General features: G+C 41.0%; 22 protein-coding genes and 1 riboswitch. Of the genes, 21 read left to right on the forward strand and 1 reads right to left on the reverse strand.

Annotation, left to right across the window (positions count from 1 at the left end):
• Positions 1-52: 52 nt before the first annotated feature.
• Positions 53-1,078: an endolytic transglycosylase MltG gene (gene mltG, locus JOC73_RS06030; protein WP_204401180.1), complete on the reverse strand. Its 1,026-nt coding sequence runs from the start codon at positions 1,076-1,078 to the stop codon at positions 53-55.
• A gap of 197 nt (positions 1,079-1,275) precedes the next feature.
• On the opposite strand from mltG, the gene JOC73_RS06035 reads away from it, so the two are divergent.
• The 21 genes from JOC73_RS06035 to cbiG all read left to right on the forward strand — a co-directional run bounded on the left by JOC73_RS06035 (position 1,276) and on the right by cbiG (position 21,459).
• Entirely contained in the window at positions 1,276-2,295 is a 1,020-nt protein-coding gene (locus tag JOC73_RS06035) for a ThiF family adenylyltransferase (RefSeq protein WP_204401182.1), read from the forward strand.
• Positions 2,296-2,758: 463 nt separating this feature from the next.
• Positions 2,759-3,235 carry a DUF2680 domain-containing protein gene (locus tag JOC73_RS06040; protein ID WP_204401185.1) on the forward strand — a complete coding sequence of 159 codons (477 nt, stop codon included), beginning with the start codon at positions 2,759-2,761 and terminating at the stop codon, positions 3,233-3,235.
• Between the two features lie 80 nt (positions 3,236-3,315).
• Positions 3,316-3,993 carry a response regulator gene (locus JOC73_RS06045; protein ID WP_204401187.1) on the forward strand — a complete coding sequence of 226 codons (678 nt, stop codon included), beginning with the start codon at positions 3,316-3,318 and terminating at the stop codon, positions 3,991-3,993.
• Positions 3,990-5,405, forward strand: coding sequence for a sensor histidine kinase (locus JOC73_RS06050; protein ID WP_204401189.1), 1,416 nt, complete (start codon positions 3,990-3,992; stop codon positions 5,403-5,405). Before JOC73_RS06045 ends, JOC73_RS06050 begins: the two co-directional genes overlap by 4 nt.
• A gap of 147 nt (positions 5,406-5,552) precedes the next feature.
• Positions 5,553-6,080, forward strand: coding sequence for a TVP38/TMEM64 family protein (locus tag JOC73_RS06055; RefSeq protein ID WP_204401191.1), 528 nt, complete (start codon positions 5,553-5,555; stop codon positions 6,078-6,080).
• 90 nt (positions 6,081-6,170) lie between these two features.
• A riboswitch (cobalamin riboswitch) is annotated at positions 6,171-6,353 on the forward strand.
• A gap of 137 nt (positions 6,354-6,490) precedes the next feature.
• A complete protein-coding gene (locus tag JOC73_RS06060; RefSeq protein ID WP_204401192.1) occupies positions 6,491-6,874 on the forward strand; it encodes a sirohydrochlorin chelatase in 384 nt (127 codons plus the stop codon).
• Between the two features lie 19 nt (positions 6,875-6,893).
• Positions 6,894-8,171 carry a glutamyl-tRNA reductase gene (gene hemA / locus JOC73_RS06065; protein WP_204401193.1) on the forward strand — a complete coding sequence of 426 codons (1,278 nt, stop codon included), beginning with the start codon at positions 6,894-6,896 and terminating at the stop codon, positions 8,169-8,171.
• A gap of 12 nt (positions 8,172-8,183) precedes the next feature.
• Positions 8,184-8,849, forward strand: a complete 666-nt coding sequence (locus JOC73_RS06070) for a precorrin-2 dehydrogenase/sirohydrochlorin ferrochelatase family protein (protein WP_204401194.1) — start codon at positions 8,184-8,186, stop codon at positions 8,847-8,849.
• Positions 8,836-9,786 (forward strand): hydroxymethylbilane synthase, encoded by a 951-nt coding sequence (hemC, locus tag JOC73_RS06075; protein WP_204401195.1) that lies wholly within the window; start codon positions 8,836-8,838, stop codon positions 9,784-9,786. The genes JOC73_RS06070 and hemC overlap by 14 nt, the downstream gene beginning before the upstream one ends.
• Positions 9,787-9,814: 28 nt before the next feature.
• Positions 9,815-11,335, forward strand: a complete 1,521-nt coding sequence (cobA, locus tag JOC73_RS06080) for a uroporphyrinogen-III C-methyltransferase (protein ID WP_204401196.1) — start codon at positions 9,815-9,817, stop codon at positions 11,333-11,335.
• Entirely contained in the window at positions 11,328-12,302 is a 975-nt protein-coding gene (gene hemB, locus JOC73_RS06085) for a porphobilinogen synthase (RefSeq protein WP_334297440.1), read from the forward strand. Before cobA ends, hemB begins: the two co-directional genes overlap by 8 nt.
• A complete protein-coding gene (gene hemL, locus JOC73_RS06090) occupies positions 12,299-13,597 on the forward strand; it encodes a glutamate-1-semialdehyde 2,1-aminomutase (protein ID WP_204401201.1) in 1,299 nt (432 codons plus the stop codon). The genes hemB and hemL overlap by 4 nt, the downstream gene beginning before the upstream one ends.
• Positions 13,598-14,995: a cobyrinate a,c-diamide synthase gene (locus JOC73_RS06095; RefSeq protein WP_204401203.1), complete on the forward strand. Its 1,398-nt coding sequence runs from the start codon at positions 13,598-13,600 to the stop codon at positions 14,993-14,995.
• The gene (locus tag JOC73_RS06100) at positions 14,992-15,894 is read left to right on the forward strand and encodes a GHMP family kinase ATP-binding protein (protein ID WP_204401205.1); all 903 of its coding nucleotides are present in this window, start codon (positions 14,992-14,994) and stop codon (positions 15,892-15,894) included. Before JOC73_RS06095 ends, JOC73_RS06100 begins: the two co-directional genes overlap by 4 nt.
• Before the next feature lie 58 nt (positions 15,895-15,952).
• Positions 15,953-16,573 (forward strand): precorrin-8X methylmutase, encoded by a 621-nt coding sequence (locus tag JOC73_RS06105; protein WP_243427868.1) that lies wholly within the window; start codon positions 15,953-15,955, stop codon positions 16,571-16,573.
• Positions 16,574-16,587: 14 nt separating this feature from the next.
• Entirely contained in the window at positions 16,588-17,706 is a 1,119-nt protein-coding gene (gene cbiD, locus JOC73_RS06110) for a cobalt-precorrin-5B (C(1))-methyltransferase CbiD (protein ID WP_204401206.1), read from the forward strand.
• Entirely contained in the window at positions 17,699-18,331 is a 633-nt protein-coding gene (gene cbiE, locus JOC73_RS06115; RefSeq protein WP_204401208.1) for a precorrin-6y C5,15-methyltransferase (decarboxylating) subunit CbiE, read from the forward strand. Before cbiD ends, cbiE begins: the two co-directional genes overlap by 8 nt.
• Positions 18,324-18,932 carry a precorrin-6Y C5,15-methyltransferase (decarboxylating) subunit CbiT gene (gene cbiT / locus JOC73_RS06120; protein WP_204401210.1) on the forward strand — a complete coding sequence of 203 codons (609 nt, stop codon included), beginning with the start codon at positions 18,324-18,326 and terminating at the stop codon, positions 18,930-18,932. The genes cbiE and cbiT overlap by 8 nt, the downstream gene beginning before the upstream one ends.
• Entirely contained in the window at positions 18,922-19,641 is a 720-nt protein-coding gene (gene cobI, locus JOC73_RS06125; RefSeq protein ID WP_204401212.1) for a precorrin-2 C(20)-methyltransferase, read from the forward strand. Before cbiT ends, cobI begins: the two co-directional genes overlap by 11 nt.
• Complete coding sequence (gene cobM, locus JOC73_RS06130; protein WP_330613131.1) at positions 19,634-20,383, forward strand: precorrin-4 C(11)-methyltransferase; 750 nt, start codon at positions 19,634-19,636, stop codon at positions 20,381-20,383. Before cobI ends, cobM begins: the two co-directional genes overlap by 8 nt.
• Before the next feature lie 5 nt (positions 20,384-20,388).
• Entirely contained in the window at positions 20,389-21,459 is a 1,071-nt protein-coding gene (cbiG, locus tag JOC73_RS06135) for a cobalt-precorrin 5A hydrolase (protein WP_204401216.1), read from the forward strand.
• Positions 21,460-21,463 lie beyond the last annotated feature (4 nt).

The raw sequence follows: 21,463 nt of genomic DNA on the forward strand, positions 1-21,463 counted from the left end.
AAAGGCAGAAGGGTCTAGTCCCTTGCTGCCTTTTTAAATGTAATACTAAATGCTAATTATTTGATTTTTCCTTCATAATTTTCCTGTAGTCCTGTACGTTCTTAAGGTGTTCTTTATAGGTCGTACCAAATACATGGCCGTCTTTGCCTAACACATAATATAGATAGTTGTGATCCTCTGGATATAGGGCAGCGTAGATAGATGTTTTACTTGGGGCTGCTATAGGGCCAGGGGGTAGACCAGGGTTTCGATAGGTATTAAAGGGACTAGATTCCTCTAAATGAACATTAAGCACACGGGTAATATGTTCTTTCCCTTCCCCTATACCATAAATTACAGTAGCGTCGATTTGTAGAGGCATTTTTTTCTTAATCCGATTGTAGATTACACCACTGATAATCGATTTTTCCTCGTCGTTGTAGGCTTCCCGTTCAATTAAAGAAGCAATAGTAAGAACTTCGTGGATAGATAGGTTCAGTTCCTTTGCCCTTTCTTGATACTCTGCTGTAAAGATATCCTCCATTGTTTTGGCCAGGCGATTTACCACATCAGCAGGTGTATTATTCATGGTAAAGTGATAGGTGTCTGGGTACAAATATCCTTCTAAAGAAAAATAGAGTTTTTCGGTATCAAAAGAATAGCCTTTATCTGAAAAATATGTGTTAGTGGCCTGTAGAAATTCATCAGCAGTACCTAGACCAATGGACTCCATTCTTTCTGCCATCTGATAGATGGTAAAGCCCTCTGGAATAGTTAGAACGACTGGTGTCTCAGGAGCACCTTTAATTAATAGTTGAAATATTTCATCCATTGTAACATCTGGTGTTAGTACATAGGTACCAGGCTTGATGAAACGGTCAACTTGAGCTTGTTTTGCTTTATACTTAAACCACAATTCGCTTTTAACTACTTTTTTCTCTGACAGAAGATTAGCCACATAAGTGGTGGAAGCTCCCTTTGGAATGACGATCTCTAAGGGTTCCTTCACCGATGCCACAGACAGATAGGATGGTAATAGGAATAAAGTAGTAATGGCTAATACCATCAGAAATACAAGTGTATATATGATTTTTTTCATAATCAATCCCCCACTAGTTAAAAATAGAGCGTACTTATCTATTATTTTATCATTTTTTGACGAGAAAAGCTAATGTAGTGGAAAACAATTAAGGAAATATAAAGAAACCATAAATAAAACAAGTTAAAGTTAATGTATATAGGATTTTATATTATAATAAGAGAGGATGTAGGAAGGCAATGAGAAGGAGTGAAGACATGAAGGATCGATATATAAAGCAGATTAATTTTAAAGGAATTGGAGAAGAAGGACAAGAACGCTTAAAAAAATCAAAAGTACTAATCATTGGATGTGGTGCTTTAGGTACAGTAGCAGCCAACAGTCTAGCAAGGACAGGAGTTGGAACCCTAAGAATCGTAGATCGGGATTTTGTTGAGTATAGCAACCTCCATAGACAGATTTTGTTTGATGAAGAGGATGCTGAAAATAGTATCCCAAAGGTGGAGGCAGCAAAGACAAAATTACAAAAGGTTAATTCTGATATTACTATTGAAACCATTGTAAAGGATGTAAATAGTATCACCATTGAAAAAATGATTGAAGGAATGGATTTAATAATAGATTGCACTGATAATTTCAAGACTCGATATCTAATTAATGATACAGCCTTTCAGCATAATATCCCGTGGATTTATGGGGGAGCTGTGGGAAGCACTGGAGCAATAAAGATGTTTATTCCAGGCAAAACAGGTTGCTTGAGATGTATGATGGATACACCGCCATCGGCAGGTAGTATTGCCACCTGTGATACGGCAGGGGTGATTAATACCACTACGGGAATCGTGGGAATGCATCAATCTACAGCCGCCATCAAGTACTTAACGGGAAATCTAGAGGCACTAGAAAATAAAATGATCTATTTTGACCTATGGGAAAATGAATTTCAAACCATGCAGTTACCGAAAAAAGAAGGGTGTACCTGCTGCGGTAATCATAAGTTTGAATATTTGATGGACAAAATGCCAGAAGCAATCCATATATGTGGGAACAACACAATACAAGTAGATCCTCAAAACAGTAAGGGAAAAGTAGATTTGCGTCAGCTCTATGAACGACTATTGGAAGCAGCAGTAGAAGTTAAGCTCTCGGCTTTTTTATTAAATATCAAGGTGGAGGGCTATGAAATCAAGCTTTTTGATGATGGTAGAGCGATTATTAAAAATGCAAAAACCATTGAAGAGGCAAAGGGGTTGTATGCCAAATACATCGGCTACTAGGTAGCCTGTTGAAAAGCCCCCATCTTCCGCGTCACTGCGAAACACTAGCACTCTCACGTATTATTTATACGCTACGATCGCCAGTGTTTCTTGTTCCTTGAATCTGAAGACTTTTGAACAGGCTATCGCCTGTTGAAAATCCCTCATCTTCCGCGTCACTGCGAAACACTAGCACCCTCAAGTATTATTTATACGCTACGATCGCCAGTGTTTTTTGTTCCTTGAATCTAAGGAATTTTGAACAGACTACGGTTGTTGAAAAGCCCCCATCTTCTGCGTCACTTCAAATCCCCAGCACTCTCGCGTATTACAATACTCGACGACCGCTGAGGATTTTCGTTTCTTGAATCTAAGGGCTTTTGAACAGACGTAAAAATTCTTGTAGTTGTCACAGTACCGTCACATAAGTGGGATAAGATAGGATTGTAAAGAAGTTTAAAATAAATTTAATGGAGGCGGTATTATGGAAAGAAGATGGAAAATAGCGATTGTTGCTATGGGGATTGTTGGTTTAATGGCATCGGCCAGTTTTGCGGCTACAGGGGAAGCAGTACCACAACTAAGAAGAGGTCTTTTCTTTGATCGTGGAGCATCTCCTATGGAGGTAATTACTGAGAAGGCTGGAATCACTGTTGAGCAATTGTTACAACTAAGAGAATTAGGATTAACTAACCAAGAGATTATGGAGAAGTACGACTTAAACCTAGAAGAAATACGAGAAGAGGTTCTTCAAGAAAAATATAAGGTGATTGATGAAAAAGTAGCAGAAGGATTGATTACTGCTGAAGAAGCAGAAGTATTAAAGGAAAGAATGGAAACTAGATTGCTAAAATGCGACGAAAATTCAAAAGGTCGTATGGGTCTTGGTGGCCGTGGTAAAGGCAGAGGTTTTGGCGGAAGAGGTCAAGGCTTCGGTGGTAGAGGTTGCGGAAATAACTAGGAATTGGATATAATAAAAACACCAGCTACTGGTGTTTTTATTTATGTTTTCATTTATTAACTTAGGGATGGGGTGAAAAAATGGTGGGAACAAATATACTGCTGGTGGAGGACGAGGACAAGCTAAGAAGATTGGTGGCTACTTATTTGAAGAGGGAAATGGTCAATGTAGTGGAGGCGGCAGATGGCAAAGAGGCTTTAGATTTATGGTATGAGCAGGAATTCCACATGGTGATCCTAGACGTGATGTTACCCCATTATGATGGTTGGACAATATGTAAAAGAATACGGGAGACCAGTGCTATACCAATTTTAATGTTGACGGCTAGAGGGGAAGAAAATGACAAGCTCTTTGGCTTTGAGTTGGGAGCTGACGATTATATGACCAAGCCCTTTAGTGTAAAGGAACTGGTGGCTAGGGTAAAGGCTCTTTTAAAAAGGAGTCAACAACAGCTCTCTACTGAAATACTATATATAAATGAACTAAAAATCGATAAAAAATCCCATCAAGTATATTTAGGGGATGAGTTACTTCAATTAAGTCCTAAGGAATATGATTTGCTACTATATTTCATACATCATGAAAACATTGCCCTCACCAGAGAGCTTTTATTGGATGGAGTTTGGGGCTATGACTATTATGGAGACTTAAGAACTGTGGATACCCATGTAAAAAGGCTGAGGCAAAAACTTAAAGAAATAGGAAAAAAAATAGTCACAGTACGGGGAGTCGGTTATCGTTTTGAGGTGAAGTCATGAGAAAAGATTCGATTTTCCTAAAACTGTTTATTCTGTTTTTAATATTCTCTATGGCCATTGTAGGACTCCAATGGTTTTTGCAGGCAAATTTTTTTAATCGGTTTTATCAACAACAGAAAATCAACCAAATGATTGAATTAGGGCAGGAGCTCAAGCAACAGTTTACAGAAGAAGGCCTATCCAACAAAACCAAAGAAAAGATCAATACAGTGGCGGATACTTTAAACGGGAATCTGAGGATATTCGACCGCAGGGGTGGAATGATTTATCAAACAGGCATGATGATGGGAATGTCTAAGATGGGGCATCTATCAATGGAGGATTGGAATAGAGTTCAATTGGGAGAAACAATTGTTTTTAAAGTACCAGGACACATGAGGAAATTGGATGCCTTGGCACTAGTTTTTCCTATTGAGGCCTATATTATTGTTCTTCACACACCCCTACAACCGATTGAAGAATCTATCGCCATATCTCAAGAGTTCGCGGTTTATGTGTTAATCGGCGCAATGATTCTAGCGATGATTTTGGCGTTCATTTTTTCAAAGACAATTACGAAGCCTTTGACAAAGCTGAATGGAGTAGCTATGGAGATGGGCCGACTGAATTTTGATAATCTTTGGGAGGATGACAGAAAGGATGAAATAGGTCAGTTGGGAGCTACCTTTAATTTTTTATCCAGCGAACTAAAGAAAACATTTGATGAATTACAGGAAGAACTAAAAAAGGAAAAAAACCTTGATAAAATGAGGAAGGAATTTGTAGCTAGAGTTTCCCATGAGCTCCAGACCCCCATAGCCCTTATTCAAGGATATACAGAAGCCCTTCAAGATGATGTAGCAAACAATGAGGAAGAAAAACAGGATTATTTTCATATTATAGAAGAAGAGATAAGTAAAATGAGTACGATGGTGAAGGATTTGTTAGACCTGAGTCAACTGGAATCGGCGAATTTTAAAGTAAAATTAGAGTCCTTTGATATTGTTAGCTTGGTGGATCGTACGCTATTTAAATTTGATGTACTAAAAAAAGAGAAAAAGGTGCAATTAATGGTGGAGGAAGCCCTTCAGGAACAAATGGTACTGGGGGATGAATACCGTATAGAGCAGGTATTGAGTAATCTAATTCAAAATGCCATCAATCATTGTAATATTGGAGGTAAAGTTGAAATAACCTTAAAGGATATTGGGGAATTTGTTTGCATTGAAGTATATAATGAAGGCAAACAGATAGATAAAGAAGATCTAAACTATATATGGGAAAGCTTTTACAAGGAAAAGGATAAAAAAGTCGGTACTGGACTAGGTCTAGCCATCGTAAGAAATGTCTTGGAGCTTCATGGTAGCAACTATGGAGTTAAAAATATTGAAGGAGGAGTTCTTTTCTATTTCCAGTTAAAGAAACAAGGATAGGTTACTAGGGGGGAGGGGATTAAGAGAGAAACATTAAAAAGAATTATAAAAATTATACTTGGGGCACTCATACTATTTATTGCATATGAAAACAGAGGATTTCTCCCAAAGGGAATTGATTTAGAGGAAATACAAGATATTGTTGAAATGTTTGGTGTTTGGGGAATGTTAGTTTTTGTTGGCATCGCCTCTATTAGACCCTTCATCCTTATTCCCAGTGCCTTGTTACTGGTGCTAGGTGGAATCATTTTTGGTACGATCATGGGTACGATTCTATGTATCATTGGCATACTAATATCCTCTAGTCTATGTTTTTTCCTAGCCAGCAGATTTGAAGGAATTTTTGCAAAGTTGTTGAAGGGAAAATACTTGAATAGACTTGAAAAATTAAAAGACAAAGAAGTAATCAGAACCCTTTTTATGATGAGGGTAACCCCTGGCTTTCCCTTTGACCCCATCAGCTATGGGGCAGGACTGACGGGGATTAGCTTTTATGATTTTTTCATTGGGACCTTCTTAGGGAGCTTACCAAAGGTATTTCTCTACTCATTACTAGGGGATGGAATCAAAGATTTCTTTTCCTATAGAACCATGGCTGTATTTATTATTTTGGTTTTGTTTGCTTTAGCACCGATATTTTATCAGAGGTACAAATTAGATCATGAGGGACATTAGAAAACTCTGAAGGGCATTCCTCAAGCCCAGTTGTTACTTTTCCAAATAAAAGTTGATAATTCCCCCATACTTTGATAAGATGTAGAAGAAAAAAGAATAGTTGTTTTAGGTGTTTTTATTAGACTTAAATGGGAAAATGGTGAAAAACCATTACAGCCCCCGCTACTGTAAGTGTGGATGAAATTGATGAATACCACTGGAGAATACGTCTGGGAAGGATCAAGAGTAAAGAGAAGCACAAGTCAGGAGACCAGCCTAAAATGTGTGACAGCCTTCGGTGGGAAGGGAATGTTGTTATGGAAAAGTGTATACAACTACATTTAATAAATACAAACAAACCAATCCACCCACAGGGTGGATTTTTTCAGTTTTTTAAGAAGTTTAACACAAAATAACAGGAGGTAGTAATTATGAAAAGAGGATTATTTATTTTAGCCCACGGGAGTCAAGCAAAGGAAGCGGATATGATTCTAGCAGAGTTGATGGAAAAGCTACAGAAAAAGATGGACAAGAACTTCGATGAATTAGGTTGGGGGTCCCTACAGATATCAAAACCATCTGTGGATGAAGGACTAGAGGCTTTGGCAGCAACAGGAGTAACGGAAATTGTCATCGTACCAATGTTTATTTTTAAAGGAAATCATGTAAAGTATGATATACCAGAGGTATTAGAGGGTATTAAGGGTAAATACCCTAATATCAGCTTTACAATGGGAAAACATATAGGAGCAGATGACAGAATTGTGGACATACTACAATCAAGAGCAGTAGAAGCCCTAGAAGTAAAATTCTAACACAAAGGATGATTAAGTAATGAAGATCATGGTTTTTGGAGTAACCCATAAAAATTCCAGTATAGCCCTTCGGGAAAAGGTGGCTTATTCAAGGTCAAAGTTAGAAAAAGCCTATGCACATCTTAAGGAGTCGGCTTTTGTAGAAGAGGCAGTGATTGTATCCACCTGTAATCGAAGTGAAGTATTTGCAATAGTTGAGGATATTGAAAAAGGAACAAAGTGGTTTAAGAACTTCTATCAAAATTTCTTTCATCTTCAGCCCCAGGAACTAGAAGGACACTACATTGCTAAAACAGGTCGAGAGGCCATAGAGTATCTTTATGAAGTATGCTGTGGATTAGATTCATTGGTTTTGGGAGAAGACCAGATTTTAGGACAGGTGAAGGAGGCCCATCAAAAGGCTTTAGATCATAGTGCCACTGGTAAAGTATTGAATAGATTATTCTTAGAGGCTGTTACGGTGGCAAAGGAGCTCAAAACTAAAACTGCCATATCGGAAAACCCTTTATCCATCAGCTCAATAGCAGTTAAGCAGATGGAAACAAGTTTAGGTGGATTAGCAGGGAAAAGGATACTGGTGGTGGGCTATGGAGAAATGAGTAGAATAGCTATAGAAAACCTGTTGGAAAAAGAAGTAGATACCATCTATATCTGTAATCGAACCAGTGGAGCCATCGAAGCTCTAGAGAAAAAGTACCCACAGATCAAGTACTTACCCTATGAAGAAAAGTATTCAAAGATTAATGAAATAGATGCAGTACTCAGTGCAACTTCTGCTCCCCACTATATTTTTCATTATGATGAGGTAAAAGAACTCTACAAGGGGGAAGGAAGTGTTTGTATGGTGGATATTGCCCTGCCTAGGGATATAGACCCCCTATTAGAAGGAATCAAAGGGATGACACTATATCATATTGATCATTTAAAGGCAGTTGTAGAGGAAAGTCTTCTCTATCGTCAACAGTGTATAGAAGAAATGAAGGAATTTATACAAAAATCAGTGGATAAGTACATAGAATGGTATAGATGTCTGCCGATTTATCCTAGAATAAAGGCGTTAAAGAGCTACTCACAGAAAATGACAGATGAAGAACTGGAGGGGCTTTTCAAAAAACTCTCCCATATGGAGGAAAAGGATAAGGAATTAATAGAAGTGGTGGTAAGGAGTCTCATAAAAAAGATGTGGAAAAAGCCTATCTTGCAAATGAAACACGCTGGAGTTAATGGTAGAGGGGAACAGGTGGCTGCTGTGGTGGATGAATTGTTTGATTTAAACACAAATATAAGGAATGAGTAAAGGAGGGGCAATATGACAAAGTATTACCCCGTCATGCTGAATATCGAAGGAAAAAATTGCACTGTCATTGGGGGTGGAAGGGTTGCCCAAAGGAAGGTAAAGTCCCTGTTGGAACATGGGGCAAGGGCAACTGTGATTGCACCAAAGACCACAGAAAAACTAGAAAAAATGGCAGATGAAGGTGTCATTCACCTCAAGAAAAGACCCTATGAAAAGGGGGATTTGAAGGGGAGTTATTTAGTCTATGTTGCCACCGATATCCCCGAAGTCAACGAAGCCTGTTATCAAGAGGCAGAGGAGCTGGGAATTATGATTAACATAGTGGATGTACCTCAACTATGTGATTTTATTGTTCCTGCTATCCACCGACAGGGGAGCCTGACCTTAACCGTTTCTACCGATGGAAAAAGCCCTATGTTTTCTAGACGGATTCGGGATGAGTTGGAGGTTGCCTATGGTCCCCAATACCAACACATAATAGACACGATGGGGGAAATCCGAAAAAAAGCCCTAGAGGAGATTGATGATATCGAGGTGCGAAGAGAGTTGTTCCACAGATTGACCTATGACACCTCTGTAAATGCAATAGCGGACTTCGATAGCTATCGAGAAAAAATGTGGCGGATTTACGAATCCTGTAGAAATAGAGAAGGGTGTGACAAGGATGAGAACAATTAGAATCGGATCTAGAGCCAGTCGATTGGCCTTGGTACAGGCGGAATTAATTATTGATGGACTAAGGGAAAAATTTCCCCAATATCAATATGAAATTATTAAGATTATCACCAAGGGAGACAAAATTCTAGATAAAACCCTTGATAAAATTGGCGGAAAGGGGCTTTTTGTGAGGGAAATTCAAAAAGCCCTTATCGATAAGGAAATTGACTTGGCGGTACATAGCATGAAGGACATGCCAGCAGATTCCCCAGAAGGACTAATGCTGGGGGCAATAACCAAAAGAGAAGACCCTAGAGATGTATTGGTTACAAAAAACCATATCCCTTGGAGTCAGTTACCAACGGACGCTAGAATCGGAAGCAGTAGTTTAAGAAGACAGGCACAGCTTTTAAATCTAAATGGATGTTTAAAGATTGAGCCCATTAGAGGAAATGTTGAAACAAGAATCAGTAAAATTGAAACCCAAACTTTAGATGGGGTGATTTTAGCGGCGGCAGGACTAAATCGTCTAGGGCTAACGGAAGAAATTGCCCATTATTTTAATACAGAAGAATTTGTCCCAGCAGTGGGGCAAGGTGCCCTTGGATGTGAAATCCGTAAAGATGATGAAGAACTATACAATATATTACAGGAACTAAATCACAAAGAAACCTACAACACAGTTATGGCAGAAAGAAGCTTTCTAAAGGTCATGGAGGGGGGCTGTCATGTACCCATCGGAGCCTATGGAAAAAAGGTAGGCGAAGAGCTGCAATTAACAGGAATGGTAGGTGCTCCTAACGGCAAAGAAATCATCAAAGAAACTGAAATAGGTGGATTTGATGATTTTGTTGAAATAGGGAGACGTTTGGCAGAAAAAATGCAGAGTAAGGGTGCTAAGGAGCTACTGGAGGAGGTCGCCAACAAAGACCCAAAGGATAGACTAATTAAAGAATAGAAAAAGAATACTACAGGGAGGTGTACTGATGAAGAAACCCTATGTATATTTAGTGGGGGCAGGACCAGGGGATGAAGGCTTAATCACTGTGAAGGGGTTGGAATGCCTGAAAAAAGCAGATGTGATCTTATATGACCGTCTTGCAAACCCCAGTCTATTGAGATACCGTAAAGAAGGGGCTGTTTGTATAGATGTAGGAAAATCCCCCCATAGACACAAGTATACCCAAGATGAAATCAATAGTTTACTGATACAAAAGGCCAAGGAAGGAAATGTTGTCACTAGACTAAAAGGGGGAGATCCTTATGTTTTTGGGAGGGGTGGAGAAGAAGGCTATACCCTACATCAAGAAGGGATCCCCTTTGAAGTCGTTCCAGGGATTACATCAGCCATTGGGGCGGCTAACTATGGTGGTATTCCAGTTACCCATCGTAATATCAGCACATCCTTTCATGTTATTACTGGACATGAAGATCCCACAAAGGAAAAGACCACCGTTAATTACAAAGCATTGGCACAACTGGAGGGAACGCTAATTTTTCTAATGGGGGTTGGAAATTTACAAAAAATTACTGGAGAATTGATGAAGTACGGAAAATCCAAGGATACCCCAGTGGCTTTAGTCCATAGGGGTACCACAGGAAGACAACGGACAGTGACGGGTACATTGGAAAATATCGTGGAGGTGGTGGAAAGAAATCAAGTTACCTTCCCCTCCATCATCATTGTAGGTGAGGTGGTGAATTTAAGGAATCAGTTAAACTGGTTTGAAAATCTACCACTACAGGGCAAGAAAATACTAGTCACCAGAAGTCGTCAGCAGGCCAGTGAATTATCCAACAAATTAAAGGCCCTAGGGGGAGAAATCATAGAATTTCCCACCATAGAAATCAAACCATGTGAAAACCTGCAGGAAATAGATGCGAAGATTAAAGAAATCCCAAAGTCTCAATACACCATATTCACCAGTGTAAATGGAGTCAATAGTTTCTTTAAGCGACTGAAGGAAATGAAACTAGATATCAGAGCCATAGGAGATAGTAAAATGGTTGCCATTGGCACAGCAACAGCAGAAGCCTTAGAGGACAAAGGGCTTGTGGTGGAGATCGTGCCAGAAGTATTCACCGCTGAAGGAATATTAGAGCGCCTTCAGGGAGTCATTCAAAAAGGCGACAGGATATCCATCCCTAGAGCGGAGATTGCTAGACGAAACCTAGTGACAGGACTACTGGAAATGGGAGCAATCGTTGATGAAATACCTATCTACCAGACGGTAATCCCCACCCATAGACGGGAGGAACTGCTGGAAATATTGGAGGAGGGAATAGATGTTATTACCTTTACTAGTTCATCCACTGCCAACAATCTGATGGAGATCTTAGGAGAAGAAAATAAAGGGCTATTAGAAAATAGTAAAATTGCTGTAATTGGACCCATTACGGGAAATACCGTAAGAGAGTTAGGCTTAACGATTGATTTTCAAGGGAAAGAATATACGATAGAAGGACTAATTAATGGAATTTTGGAGGGATACAATGGAAATGAATAAAAGACCTCGAAGATTAAGGCGAAGTGCAGGAATACGAAATCTAGTACAGGAGACAAGAGTAGATATCGCAGACTTAGTTTATCCTTTATTTGTTGTCCATGGGGAGAACATCAAGAAGGAAATTACAGCTCTACCAGGGCAATATCATTTTTCAGTTGATCGCTTGATTGAGGAAGTTAGCCAAGTGGTGAATCTAGGAATACAGGCGATTATTTTATTTGGCATCCCCGCAAAGAAGGATGAGCGGGGTTCAGAAGCCTACGCAATGGATGGTATTGTGCAGCAGGCCATTAGGGAAGTAAAGAAGCATTACCCAGACTTAGTAGTCATTTCTGATGTATGTCTTTGTCAATACACCGACCACGGGCATTGTGGGCTAATCAAAGACCATGAGGTGCTAAATGATGAATCTCTAGATTTGATTGCCAATACAGCCCTATCCCATGCCATGGCAGGGGTAGATATTGTTGCCCCCTCCGATATGATGGATGGTAGGGTGGCGGCAATACGACAGGTATTAGATAAAAACAACTTTAGTCATATACCAATCATGAGCTATAGCGTAAAATTTGCATCGGGATTCTATGGGCCCTTTAGAAGTGCGGCAAAGTCAAGTCCTCAATTTGGGGATCGTAAAACCTACCAAATGGATCCTGCCAATGGAAGGGAAGCTTTGAGGGAGGCTGCCCTAGATATAGAGGAGGGGGCAGATATCTTGATGGTCAAGCCTGCGCTTGCCTATTTAGATATCATTCATCAACTAAAGACCACCTACAACATGCCTCTAGCAGCCTACCATGTCAGTGGTGAATATACCATGGTAAAAATGGCGGCAAAGGAAGGTCTGATAGATGGAGAAAAGGTGATGGTGGAAATCTTGACCTCCATCAAGAGGGCAGGAGCAGATATGATACTAACATACTTTGCTAAGGATATGGCAGAGTGGATCAGGAGGAATACCCTATGAAGCTAGATCGTTCGTTACAATTGTTTGAAGAATCTAAAAAACTTATGCCAGGGGGAGTTAATAGTCCCGTTCGTGCCTTTTCCTCTGTGGGGATGAACCCACCCTTTATGAAAAGGGGACAAGGGGCCTACCTATATGACGAAGATGCCAATCATTATATTGACTATGTAGCATCTTGGGGGCCACTGATTTTAGGTCATTGTCATCCTCAGGTGGTGGAAAAGCTAAAGGAAATTGTAGAACAGGGAACCAGCTTTGGAACACCAACAGAAATTGAATCAAAGTTAGCCAAGTTAGTCATCGAATCCATTCCCTCAATCGAAATGATCCGTATGGTGAACTCGGGTACAGAGGCCACCATGACGGCCCTCAGATTGGCTAGGGGATATACAGGGAGAAGTAAAATTGTAAAGTTCAGTGGAAACTATCATGGTCATTCCGATGCCCTATTAATCAAAGCTGGATCAGGGGCTTTGACCCACGGTGTCCCCAGTAGTCCAGGGGTAACGGAGGAAACAGCTAAGAATACTATTACGGCTGAGTTTAACGATATAGAGAATATAGAAGCCATATTTAAAGAGGTGGGACAAGACATAGCAGGAGTCATCATTGAGCCTGTGGCAGGAAATATGGGGGTTGTTCCCATGACGAAGGAGTTTGCCCAAAGGCTACGGGAATTGACTAAAGAATATGGTAGTCTATTGATTTTTGACGAAGTAATGACGGGCTTTAGGGTAGCCTTTGAATGTGCCCAAAGTCTTTATGGAATAGAACCAGACTTAACTTGCTTTGGAAAAATTATTGGTGGAGGGCTGCCAGTGGGTGCCTTTGGAGGTAAGAAGGAGATTATGGAGTATCTATCTCCCCTTGGTCCTGTGTATCAGGCGGGAACTTTATCGGGAAATCCTTTAGCCATGATGGCGGGTTATACAACTTTAAGTATCTTAAAGGGTAATCCAGAAATTTATCTAGACCTAGAAAGAAGAGCAGTTATGCTGGAGGAAGGGTTGAAGCAACAGGTGAAGGAAATCGGTATCAAAGCCTCCTTCAATAGAGTTGGCTCCATGCTTTGTATGTTCTTTACAGAGGTTGAGGTGGTAGACTTTAAAACAGCCTCCACATCCGACACTGAAAAATATGCAGTATTTTTTAGGGAAATGCTTCAGCAGGGAGTTTATTTAGCTCCTTCCCAGTATGAGGCCACCTTTATTTCTGCTGCCCATACTGACGAAATGATACAACAAACCATAGAAGCAGCTGGTAAAGCTCTAAAGAAGGTAAAGGAGCTGGCATAAATGGCAAAAGGGGGACGAATTGTACTGGCAGGAACCCAAAGTGGAGTAGGAAAAACCACCCTATCCTTGGGAATCATGGGGGCATTGAAGAAAAGAGGGCTCCCAGTAAAGCCCTTTAAAGTCGGTCCCGACTACATAGACCCTCAGTTCCACCGTTTTGTAACGGGGGAAGCATCGAGAAATTTAGATAGTTATTTATTGGAGGAGGGAGTCCTCAAGGGTTTATTTCAAAAAAACTGCCAGCCTGAAGACCTTGCCATTATTGAAGGGGTCATGGGTCTTTTTGATGGAATGGGGATTAAAACCCATGATGGCAGTACTGCCCATTTAGCAAAGATACTAAAGGCTCCAGTAGTGTTGGTCATCAATGGGGGCGGCATGTCCAATAGTGCCGCCGCCATGGTGTTGGGTTATAAAATGCTGGACCCAGAGGTGGAAATTAAAGGTGTAATTATTAATCAAGTCTCTGGAGAAAAGCATTATGAACTACTTAAGGAAGTGATTGAAGATCAAGTGGGGGTAAAGTGTCTAGGGTATCTCAACAAAAATTCAGATGTTAAATTGGAAAGTAGGCATCTGGGTTTGATCCCCTCTATGGAGGTAGGTCAGCTTAAAGAAAAGATGGACAAACTATTGGAAATGGTGGAGGCAACCATTGATTTAGATGGATTGCTGGAAATAGCAGGTGAGGTAGAGGCGTTGCAGGCAGATGAACTACCTACACTTTCTAGCACATATAACCTGCGTATTGCATATGCCTATGATGAAGCCTTCAATTTCTATTATCAAGACAACCTAGATCTATTAAGGGAAACAGGAGTAGATTTAATTCCCTTTAGTCCCCTTAGGGATGAAAAACTTCCAAAAAATCTTCATGGTATATACCTTGGGGGGGGATTTCCAGAGGTTTTCGCTGAACAACTGGAGAAAAATACTCAGATAAGACAAGAAATCAAAGAGAAAATACAACAGGGGTTACCCACCTACGGTGAGTGTGGGGGCTTTATGTATTTGACCAATTCCATCACAACTTTTTCGGGGGAGTCCTATGATATGTTGGGAGTTTTCGATGCCCATGCCACCATGACCAATCGATTGCAACGCTTTGGATATAACGTGATAGATTTTAAAAACAATACCATATTTGATACTACTGGAGTTGGACAGGTGAAGGGACATGAATTCCATAGGGGAGTTGTCGAGGGTAATCACAATGATTATGTGTATTCTGTGGATAAGCATAGGGATGGAAGGCTAATTTCCCAGTGGAATTGTGGATTATTCAAATATAATTGCCTAGGGGCCTTTAGTCATATCCATTTTTATAACAATCTTGCTTTTCCTAAGGCCTTTTTGGAGTCGTGTAAAGTTTACAGAAATGGGGAAAGAGCTCTATGATTCACGCTGTAGCCCCAGCCTCCTGCGGAGAACTACTACAGGGATGGCTCTTAGGGGGAGAAAAGCTCATCTCCTACAGCATAGACTGCTATAGCCATGTTTTTTTAAGGGAAAATCCCTTAGATATGCAAATTAGTTCTGGTAGTTTGAAACACAAGGCGAGATATAGCAAAGCCTATAAAATCCTAAAAAGGGTTCTTCAATATTATGGAGTACCAGCGGAAGAAGCCTTTAATCTACATCTGGAGATTAAATCAGAAATCCCCGTTGGCAAAGGTATGGCCAGTAGTACGGCCGATTTAGCAGCTACGGCTCTAGCCACTGCAGCTTATCTAGGAAAAAATATTACCCAAAGGGAAATTGCATACCTGTGTGTGGAAATTGAGCCTACCGATAGTACAATTTTTTCGGAGATTACCCTCTTTGACCAGCTACAGGGGAGATTTATGAAAGGTTATGGACACCTTCCCCCCTGTAGAGTTCTATTGTTGGAGGGGAAAGGAAGGGTCAACACCCTTGAGTTTCGTAAAATCAATCGTAGGGAAAAACTTCTAAGGCAAAAAGATCAAATGAGGAAGGCCCTCCATACCTTTGAAGTAGGAATGGATAATCAAGACTTAAGTAAAATTGGAGAAGCCTCCATCCTTAGTGGTCTTGCCAATCAACCCATCCTTTACAAACCGGGACTGGAGGATATGGTGGAGCTGGGAATCAAACTAGGGGCCAGTGGAGTCAATGTAGCCCACAGTGGTACGGTGGTGGGATTACTTTATGAAGATGGCAAATTCAATCAAGAGAAGTTTATCTATGAACTAAAAAGAAAACCTTTCTTTAAAAACTATTGCAAAGCAAAAGATTATCTTGTTGTTACTGGTGGAGCAAAGGTAGTACAGGACTAATATAGAGGAAGTTGGGAGAGCACATCTTTCTCTAGTACAAAAAAGGAGGCCAGCTAAATTGAACTATATAAAGCAACCAATGGAAATTGAAAAAAGAAGTTTTGAAATAATTACTGAGGAATTGGGAGGACGAACTTTCCCCGAAAGAGAAGGAAAAATCATTAAGAGAGTGATTCATACCACCGCAGACTTTCAATATGCCGACATTACTTTAATTCACCCCGAAGCAATATCTGAGGCTTTGGAGAGTCTAGGTAAAGGATGTAAAATTTACACCGATACTAAAATGGCAATGGCGGGAATGAACAAGCGGGCGTTAGCCAAGCATCAATGTGAGGTCTATACTTTGGTTGACGACCCACAGGTGGCATTAGAGGCCAAGGAAAGGGGGATTACCCGTTCTATGGTGGGGATGGAGAAGGCAATGGCGGATGAGAATACGAAAATTTTTGTCATTGGTAATGCCCCCACTGCCCTTTTTATGCTGTGTCAATACATGGATGAAGGTAAGGTAAACCCCTCTTTAGTTGTAGGTGTGCCGGTGGGTTTTGTGGGTGCCAGTGAATCTAAAGAGGAGCTAATCACGAAATCTGTTCCCTACATTACCACCCGTGGTAGAAAAGGTGGAAGCACTGTGGCCGCCGCCATCATCAATGCCCTATTGTACATGATGGAATAGAAAGGAATCCCAAGATGGATCGATACGTTATTAAAAATGGTAAAAGGCTTCGATATGGTTACACCACAGGCTCCTGTGCAACTGCGGCTTCTAAGGCAGCGGCCATGATGCTGCTGGAGGGTAAGGCCATAGAGAAAGTGAAGATAGATACCCCCAAGGGCTGGGAGTTAGATCTTAAGGTCCATGATATTTCAATAGACGCCACAGGGGCTTCCTGTAGCATCATTAAAGATGGTGGAGATGATCCAGACGCCACAAACGGATTGAAAATCTATAGCCAAGTGAGCTGGAGAAACGATGGAGAAATTCACATTGATGGTGGAATAGGAGTAGGTCGAATCACTAAGGGCGGGTTACCTGTTCCGGTAGGTAGCGCCGCCATCAACCCTGTTCCAAGGCAGATGATTGAAAGGGAAGTCAGGAGTGTGATTGGTGAAGGACGAGGGGTGGATATTAAAATCTATGTTCCTAGGGGTGAAGAGGTGGGAGCAAAGACCTTCAACCCTAGACTTGGGATTGTAGGGGGTATATCCATCTTGGGGACTTCTGGAATCGTAGAACCCATGTCAGAGGAGGCCTTTAAGGAATCCCTATCCATAGAACTCTCCATGCTGAGGAATGAAGGGGTAGAAAAGCTAGTGATGGTGCCTGGTAACTATGGTCGGGATCTGGCAAGGGACCATTTTAGAATAGATGAAAAGCACTTGTTTAAAATCAGTAATTTTGTCGGTTTTATGTTGGATGAGGCCCTTGCAAAGGGGATTAAGAAAATACTGATTATCGGGCATATGGGGAAGATCGTTAAGGTGGCAGGAGGAATATTCCATACCCATAGTAAAATAGCAGACGGCCGTCTAGAAATTCTTACTGCCTATCTTGGGCTCATGGGGGCTTCAAGGGAGGACCTAAAGAAAATCATGGAAAGCAACACGACAGAGGAAGCCATTCAAAGTATTAAGGAGTTTGGTTATGATGATGTGTTCTTAACTTTAGCGGAGAAAATATCGGAAAAATGCCGACAACGAACCTATCACAAAGTTGAGATTGGTACAGTGGTCTTCTCCATGGAGGAGGGAGTCTTAGGAGTTTGTCCTATAGGAGAAGAGCTTTTGGAGGAATTTAAAAATGAATAAACCTACAAACAAAATTTATATCATAGGCATTGGTCCAGGGCATCCCGATTATGTTCTTCCCATTGCCCATAGAATTATTATGCAGAGCGATCTATTAATCGGGGGGGAACGGAATCTAGAAACCTTTCCTGATTTTAATGGAAGAAAAATAGTGATTAAAAAGGACTTAGCAGCCCTAGTGGAGCTGATGAAGCAGGAGATGGAATCAAAAGAAATTGCCTTAATTGTATCGGGAGACACTGGATTTTATAGTATGCTGAGCTATATGAAAAAGCATTTTACAGAGGAAGAAATAGAGGTAATAGCAGGTATTAGCTCAGTTCAATATTTATTTGCCAAAATTAAAGAACCTTGGCAACAGGTTCCCCTCATGAGTCTCCACGGTCGGAGGGAGGACTTCATCACAGCCCTAAAGGAACAATCAAAGGTAGCCTTGTTGACGGATCAGAAACATACTCCAGATGAGATTGCTAGGGAGTTGATACAGGAGGGCTTAGGAGAAGTTCAGATGGTTGTAGGTGAAAACCTTTCCTACGAAGAGGAGCGACTCAGTAGGGGAACGCCAGAAGAAATCATCTCCTTAGCTCCCTATCAAATGTCGGTGGTGGTGATTAAAAATGAATAAATGGCAATATTTAACCCCAGGGATCCCCGACTCCTATTTTATTAGGGGTAAGGTGCCTATGACAAAGGAAGAAGTACGGGCGATAGTGATGGGGAAGCTGAGACTAAAGGAAGATAGTGTTTTGGTGGATGTGGGGGCTGGGACAGGCTCCGTATCAATCGAGGCGGCTTTAATGACAACAGGCGGTATGGTTTATGGCATAGAGCATAATGAAGAAGCTTTAAAGCTACAGGCAGAAAATAAAAAAGCCTTTGGTGTTGAAAATTTTGAGATCCTCCAAGGCAGGGCAAAGGAAGTAATCAAGACCATTCCTTTATATGACCGGGTATTTATCGGGGGAAGTGGTGGAGAGCTAAAGGAAATTCTTCACGAGGTGAACAATAGACTTCCTGCTGGTGGTAGGGTGGTCATTACGGCTGTTACTATAGAGACCTCCGCAAGGGCTTTAGAGGAACTAAAAAATAATACATTTGAAGATATAGAAGTGATTGCTGTTTCCATATCAAGGGGCAGAAATACAGGAAAATATACATTAATGGAGGCTCAAAATACCATTAATATCATTTCCGCAAGTAAAGGGGGCATAGTAAATGAAGGGTAAATTGACTGGTGTAGGAGTAGGACCTGGTGATCCGGAACTTTTAACAATCAAGGCAGTTAAAAAGATTCAGGAGGCTCAAGCAATCATTGCTCCCTGTAGTAAAGCAGAAGAAGACAGTGTTGCGTTAGCCATTGTAGAGGAATATCTACAGGAGGATACAATAGTTTATAAGATGGTTTTTCCTATGGTCCACTGTAAAGATACGCTAGAAAAGGCTTGGCAACAAAATGTTCAGGAAGTCATGGAGCTATTGGACAGGGGACAGGAGGTTGTTTTCCTAACCCTTGGAGATCCAATGCTTTACAGTACTTATATTTATATTTTGAGAAGAATTCTAGAAGAAGGTTATTCCGTAGAATCGGTGGCAGGAATCACCTCTTTTTGTGCTGTGGCGAATCAAATGAATTTTCCTTTGGCAGAGGGACAGGAGGGACTGACGATTATTCCCTTTAAAAAAAATGAAGCACTACTGGAAAATGCCCTACAGCAGGGGAATAATGTAGTGGTCTTAAAGCCATCCCACAATCCAAAGGCATTGGCAGAGCTGATGGAAAAGTATCAACTGGAGAATTCCTTTGTGATGGTATCCAAGAGTGGACAGCCCCAGGAGTCAACAACAACAGATATTAACTTATTGAAAGAAGGAAAAATTCCTTACCTATCGACGGTAATTATTAAAAATAGAAGAGGAGGCAATGACAATGGCTAAGGTGTATTTTATAGGAGCAGGCCCTGGAGATCCAAAACTAATTACGTTAAAGGGTCATGAAATTATACAAACTGCAGATGTAATTATTTATGCAGGCTCTTTGGTAAATCCTGAGGTAATCTCCCACAGAAAACCACAAGCAAAGGTCTACAATAGTGCCTCCATGACTTTGGGAGAAGTCCTCACCATTATAAAGGAGGCAATCCCCCAAGGACTAGAGGTGGCAAGGGTTCATACGGGAGATCCTAGTATCTATGGGGCTATTCGGGAGCAGATGGATGCCCTAGAAGAAGCCTCCATTGAATTTGAAGTGATTCCAGGGGTCAGCTCCTTTGTGGCATCGGCAGCAGCTTTAAAAAAAGAGTTGACCTTACCAGAGGTTTCCCAGACGGTTATTTTAACAAGAAGGGAAGGGCGAACGCCAGTGCCAGAAAGGGAAACGCTGAGATCTTTAGCAAGTCATGGGGCGACTATGGCAATTTTCCTATCGGTTCATATGATTGAAGATGTAGTGAAGGACTTATTGACCTCCTACCCAGTAGAAACCCCTGTAGCAGTAGTACAAAAAGCCACATGGGAGGATCAGAAAATAGTAATAGGGACTCTAGAAAATATCGAGGACAAAGTTAAAGAGGCCAATATTACAAAGACAGCCCAAATTTTAGTAGGAAACTTCTTAGGGGACAAATATGCCCTATCAAAGCTCTACGATCCAAACTTTACCCATGAGTTTCGGGCTTGATAAAAATGAGGTATTCAATATTTGCCCTGACAATGGGGGCGACGGAATTGGGATTGAGGTTAAAACAGCATTTACCAGAGGCTATTTTATATAGCAAGCCAGCGTTTGCCCAAATTACTAAACAAGCTGGACAAACAACTGGCATAATCCCCATAGAAGTACCCCTCAAGGAATTAGTACAGGATGAATTTAAAGCCTCTGACCTAATGATTTTCATCATGGCAACGGGAATCGTTGTTCGAATGATTGCCCCTCATCTTCAGCACAAAGGAAAAGACCCTGGGATTTTGGTGATGGATGAGGATGGACGAAATATCATTAGTCTGTTGTCGGGGCATTTAGGGGGAGCCAATGAATGGACTCGAAGACTGGCTACTTTACTGGAGGCAAATCCCGTGATCACCACTGCATCCGATGTGAGGGGACTTTTATCGGTGGATTTATTTGCTGAAGAAAATAACTGTGGTTTTGAAGATTGGGAAGGGGCAAAGAAAGTTACTGCCCATTTGATAAATGGAGGGACTGTAGGGGTATTTAGTGAAGTAACATTAAAGACGTTACCACAGGGATATGAACAAGTCAGTCGTCGAAATGAATTGATGGAATACGCCTTTGGTATTGTTGTGGCCCATGAAAGAACGAATAATCAGAAGGACATCAATATTATAGTCCAGCTCTTTCCAAAAAATATTGTAGTGGGGATTGGTTGTCGAAGGGATACCCCAACTGATGTTATTTTGGAAGAAATTCAACATACTTTTCAAGATCAAAATCTTTCCACCAGTAGTATTGTTAAATTCGTTACTGTGGATGTAAAGCAGGATGAAGTGGGGCTACAGGAGGTAGCTCAATCCTTTAAAGTGCCTTTGGAGGTTATACAGCGACAACGAATAAAAGAGGTAGAAGAGCAATTTGAGACTTCGGTGTTTGTTAGAAAAACCATCGGTGTAGGGGCAGTCAGTGGGCCCTGTGCCTATCTAGGCAGCAATAGAGGACGGTTGATATTAGAAAAGAGGAAAAATAGGGGGATCACCCTATCAATAGCAGAGATGGTCATAGAATGCAATAAGGGGTGAAGTA

The sequence above is a fragment of the Alkaliphilus hydrothermalis genome (assembly GCF_016908555.1).
Classification (GTDB): Bacteria; Bacillota; Clostridia; order Peptostreptococcales; family Natronincolaceae; genus Alkaliphilus; species Alkaliphilus hydrothermalis.

Excerpts from the sequence above, each read along its gene's own strand:
- cbiT (WP_204401210.1), top strand. The coding sequence starts at position 18,324 with ATGAATAAATGGCAATATTTAACCCCAGGGATCCCCGACTCCTATTTT.
- JOC73_RS06050 (WP_204401189.1), top strand. The coding sequence starts at position 3,990 with ATGAGAAAAGATTCGATTTTCCTAAAACTGTTTATTCTGTTTTTAATA.
- JOC73_RS06060 (WP_204401192.1), top strand. The coding sequence starts at position 6,491 with ATGAAAAGAGGATTATTTATTTTAGCCCACGGGAGTCAAGCAAAGGAA.
- hemB (WP_334297440.1), top strand. The coding sequence starts at position 11,328 with ATGAATAAAAGACCTCGAAGATTAAGGCGAAGTGCAGGAATACGAAAT.
- JOC73_RS06040 (WP_204401185.1), top strand. The coding sequence starts at position 2,759 with ATGGAAAGAAGATGGAAAATAGCGATTGTTGCTATGGGGATTGTTGGT.
- cbiG (WP_204401216.1), top strand. The coding sequence starts at position 20,389 with ATGAGGTATTCAATATTTGCCCTGACAATGGGGGCGACGGAATTGGGA.
- hemA (WP_204401193.1), top strand. The coding sequence starts at position 6,894 with ATGAAGATCATGGTTTTTGGAGTAACCCATAAAAATTCCAGTATAGCC.
- hemC (WP_204401195.1), top strand. The coding sequence starts at position 8,836 with ATGAGAACAATTAGAATCGGATCTAGAGCCAGTCGATTGGCCTTGGTA.
- cbiD (WP_204401206.1), top strand. The coding sequence starts at position 16,588 with ATGGATCGATACGTTATTAAAAATGGTAAAAGGCTTCGATATGGTTAC.
- cobM (WP_330613131.1), top strand. The coding sequence starts at position 19,634 with ATGGCTAAGGTGTATTTTATAGGAGCAGGCCCTGGAGATCCAAAACTA.
- cobA (WP_204401196.1), top strand. The coding sequence starts at position 9,815 with ATGAAGAAACCCTATGTATATTTAGTGGGGGCAGGACCAGGGGATGAA.
- cobI (WP_204401212.1), top strand. The coding sequence starts at position 18,922 with ATGAAGGGTAAATTGACTGGTGTAGGAGTAGGACCTGGTGATCCGGAA.
- cbiE (WP_204401208.1), top strand. The coding sequence starts at position 17,699 with ATGAATAAACCTACAAACAAAATTTATATCATAGGCATTGGTCCAGGG.
- JOC73_RS06045 (WP_204401187.1), top strand. The coding sequence starts at position 3,316 with ATGGTGGGAACAAATATACTGCTGGTGGAGGACGAGGACAAGCTAAGA.
- JOC73_RS06035 (WP_204401182.1), top strand. The coding sequence starts at position 1,276 with ATGAAGGATCGATATATAAAGCAGATTAATTTTAAAGGAATTGGAGAA.
- JOC73_RS06100 (WP_204401205.1), top strand. The coding sequence starts at position 14,992 with ATGATTCACGCTGTAGCCCCAGCCTCCTGCGGAGAACTACTACAGGGA.
- JOC73_RS06070 (WP_204401194.1), top strand. The coding sequence starts at position 8,184 with ATGACAAAGTATTACCCCGTCATGCTGAATATCGAAGGAAAAAATTGC.
- JOC73_RS06055 (WP_204401191.1), top strand. The coding sequence starts at position 5,553 with ATGTTTGGTGTTTGGGGAATGTTAGTTTTTGTTGGCATCGCCTCTATT.
- JOC73_RS06095 (WP_204401203.1), top strand. The coding sequence starts at position 13,598 with ATGGCAAAAGGGGGACGAATTGTACTGGCAGGAACCCAAAGTGGAGTA.
- hemL (WP_204401201.1), top strand. The coding sequence starts at position 12,299 with ATGAAGCTAGATCGTTCGTTACAATTGTTTGAAGAATCTAAAAAACTT.
- mltG (WP_204401180.1), bottom strand. The coding sequence starts at position 1,078 with ATGAAAAAAATCATATATACACTTGTATTTCTGATGGTATTAGCCATT.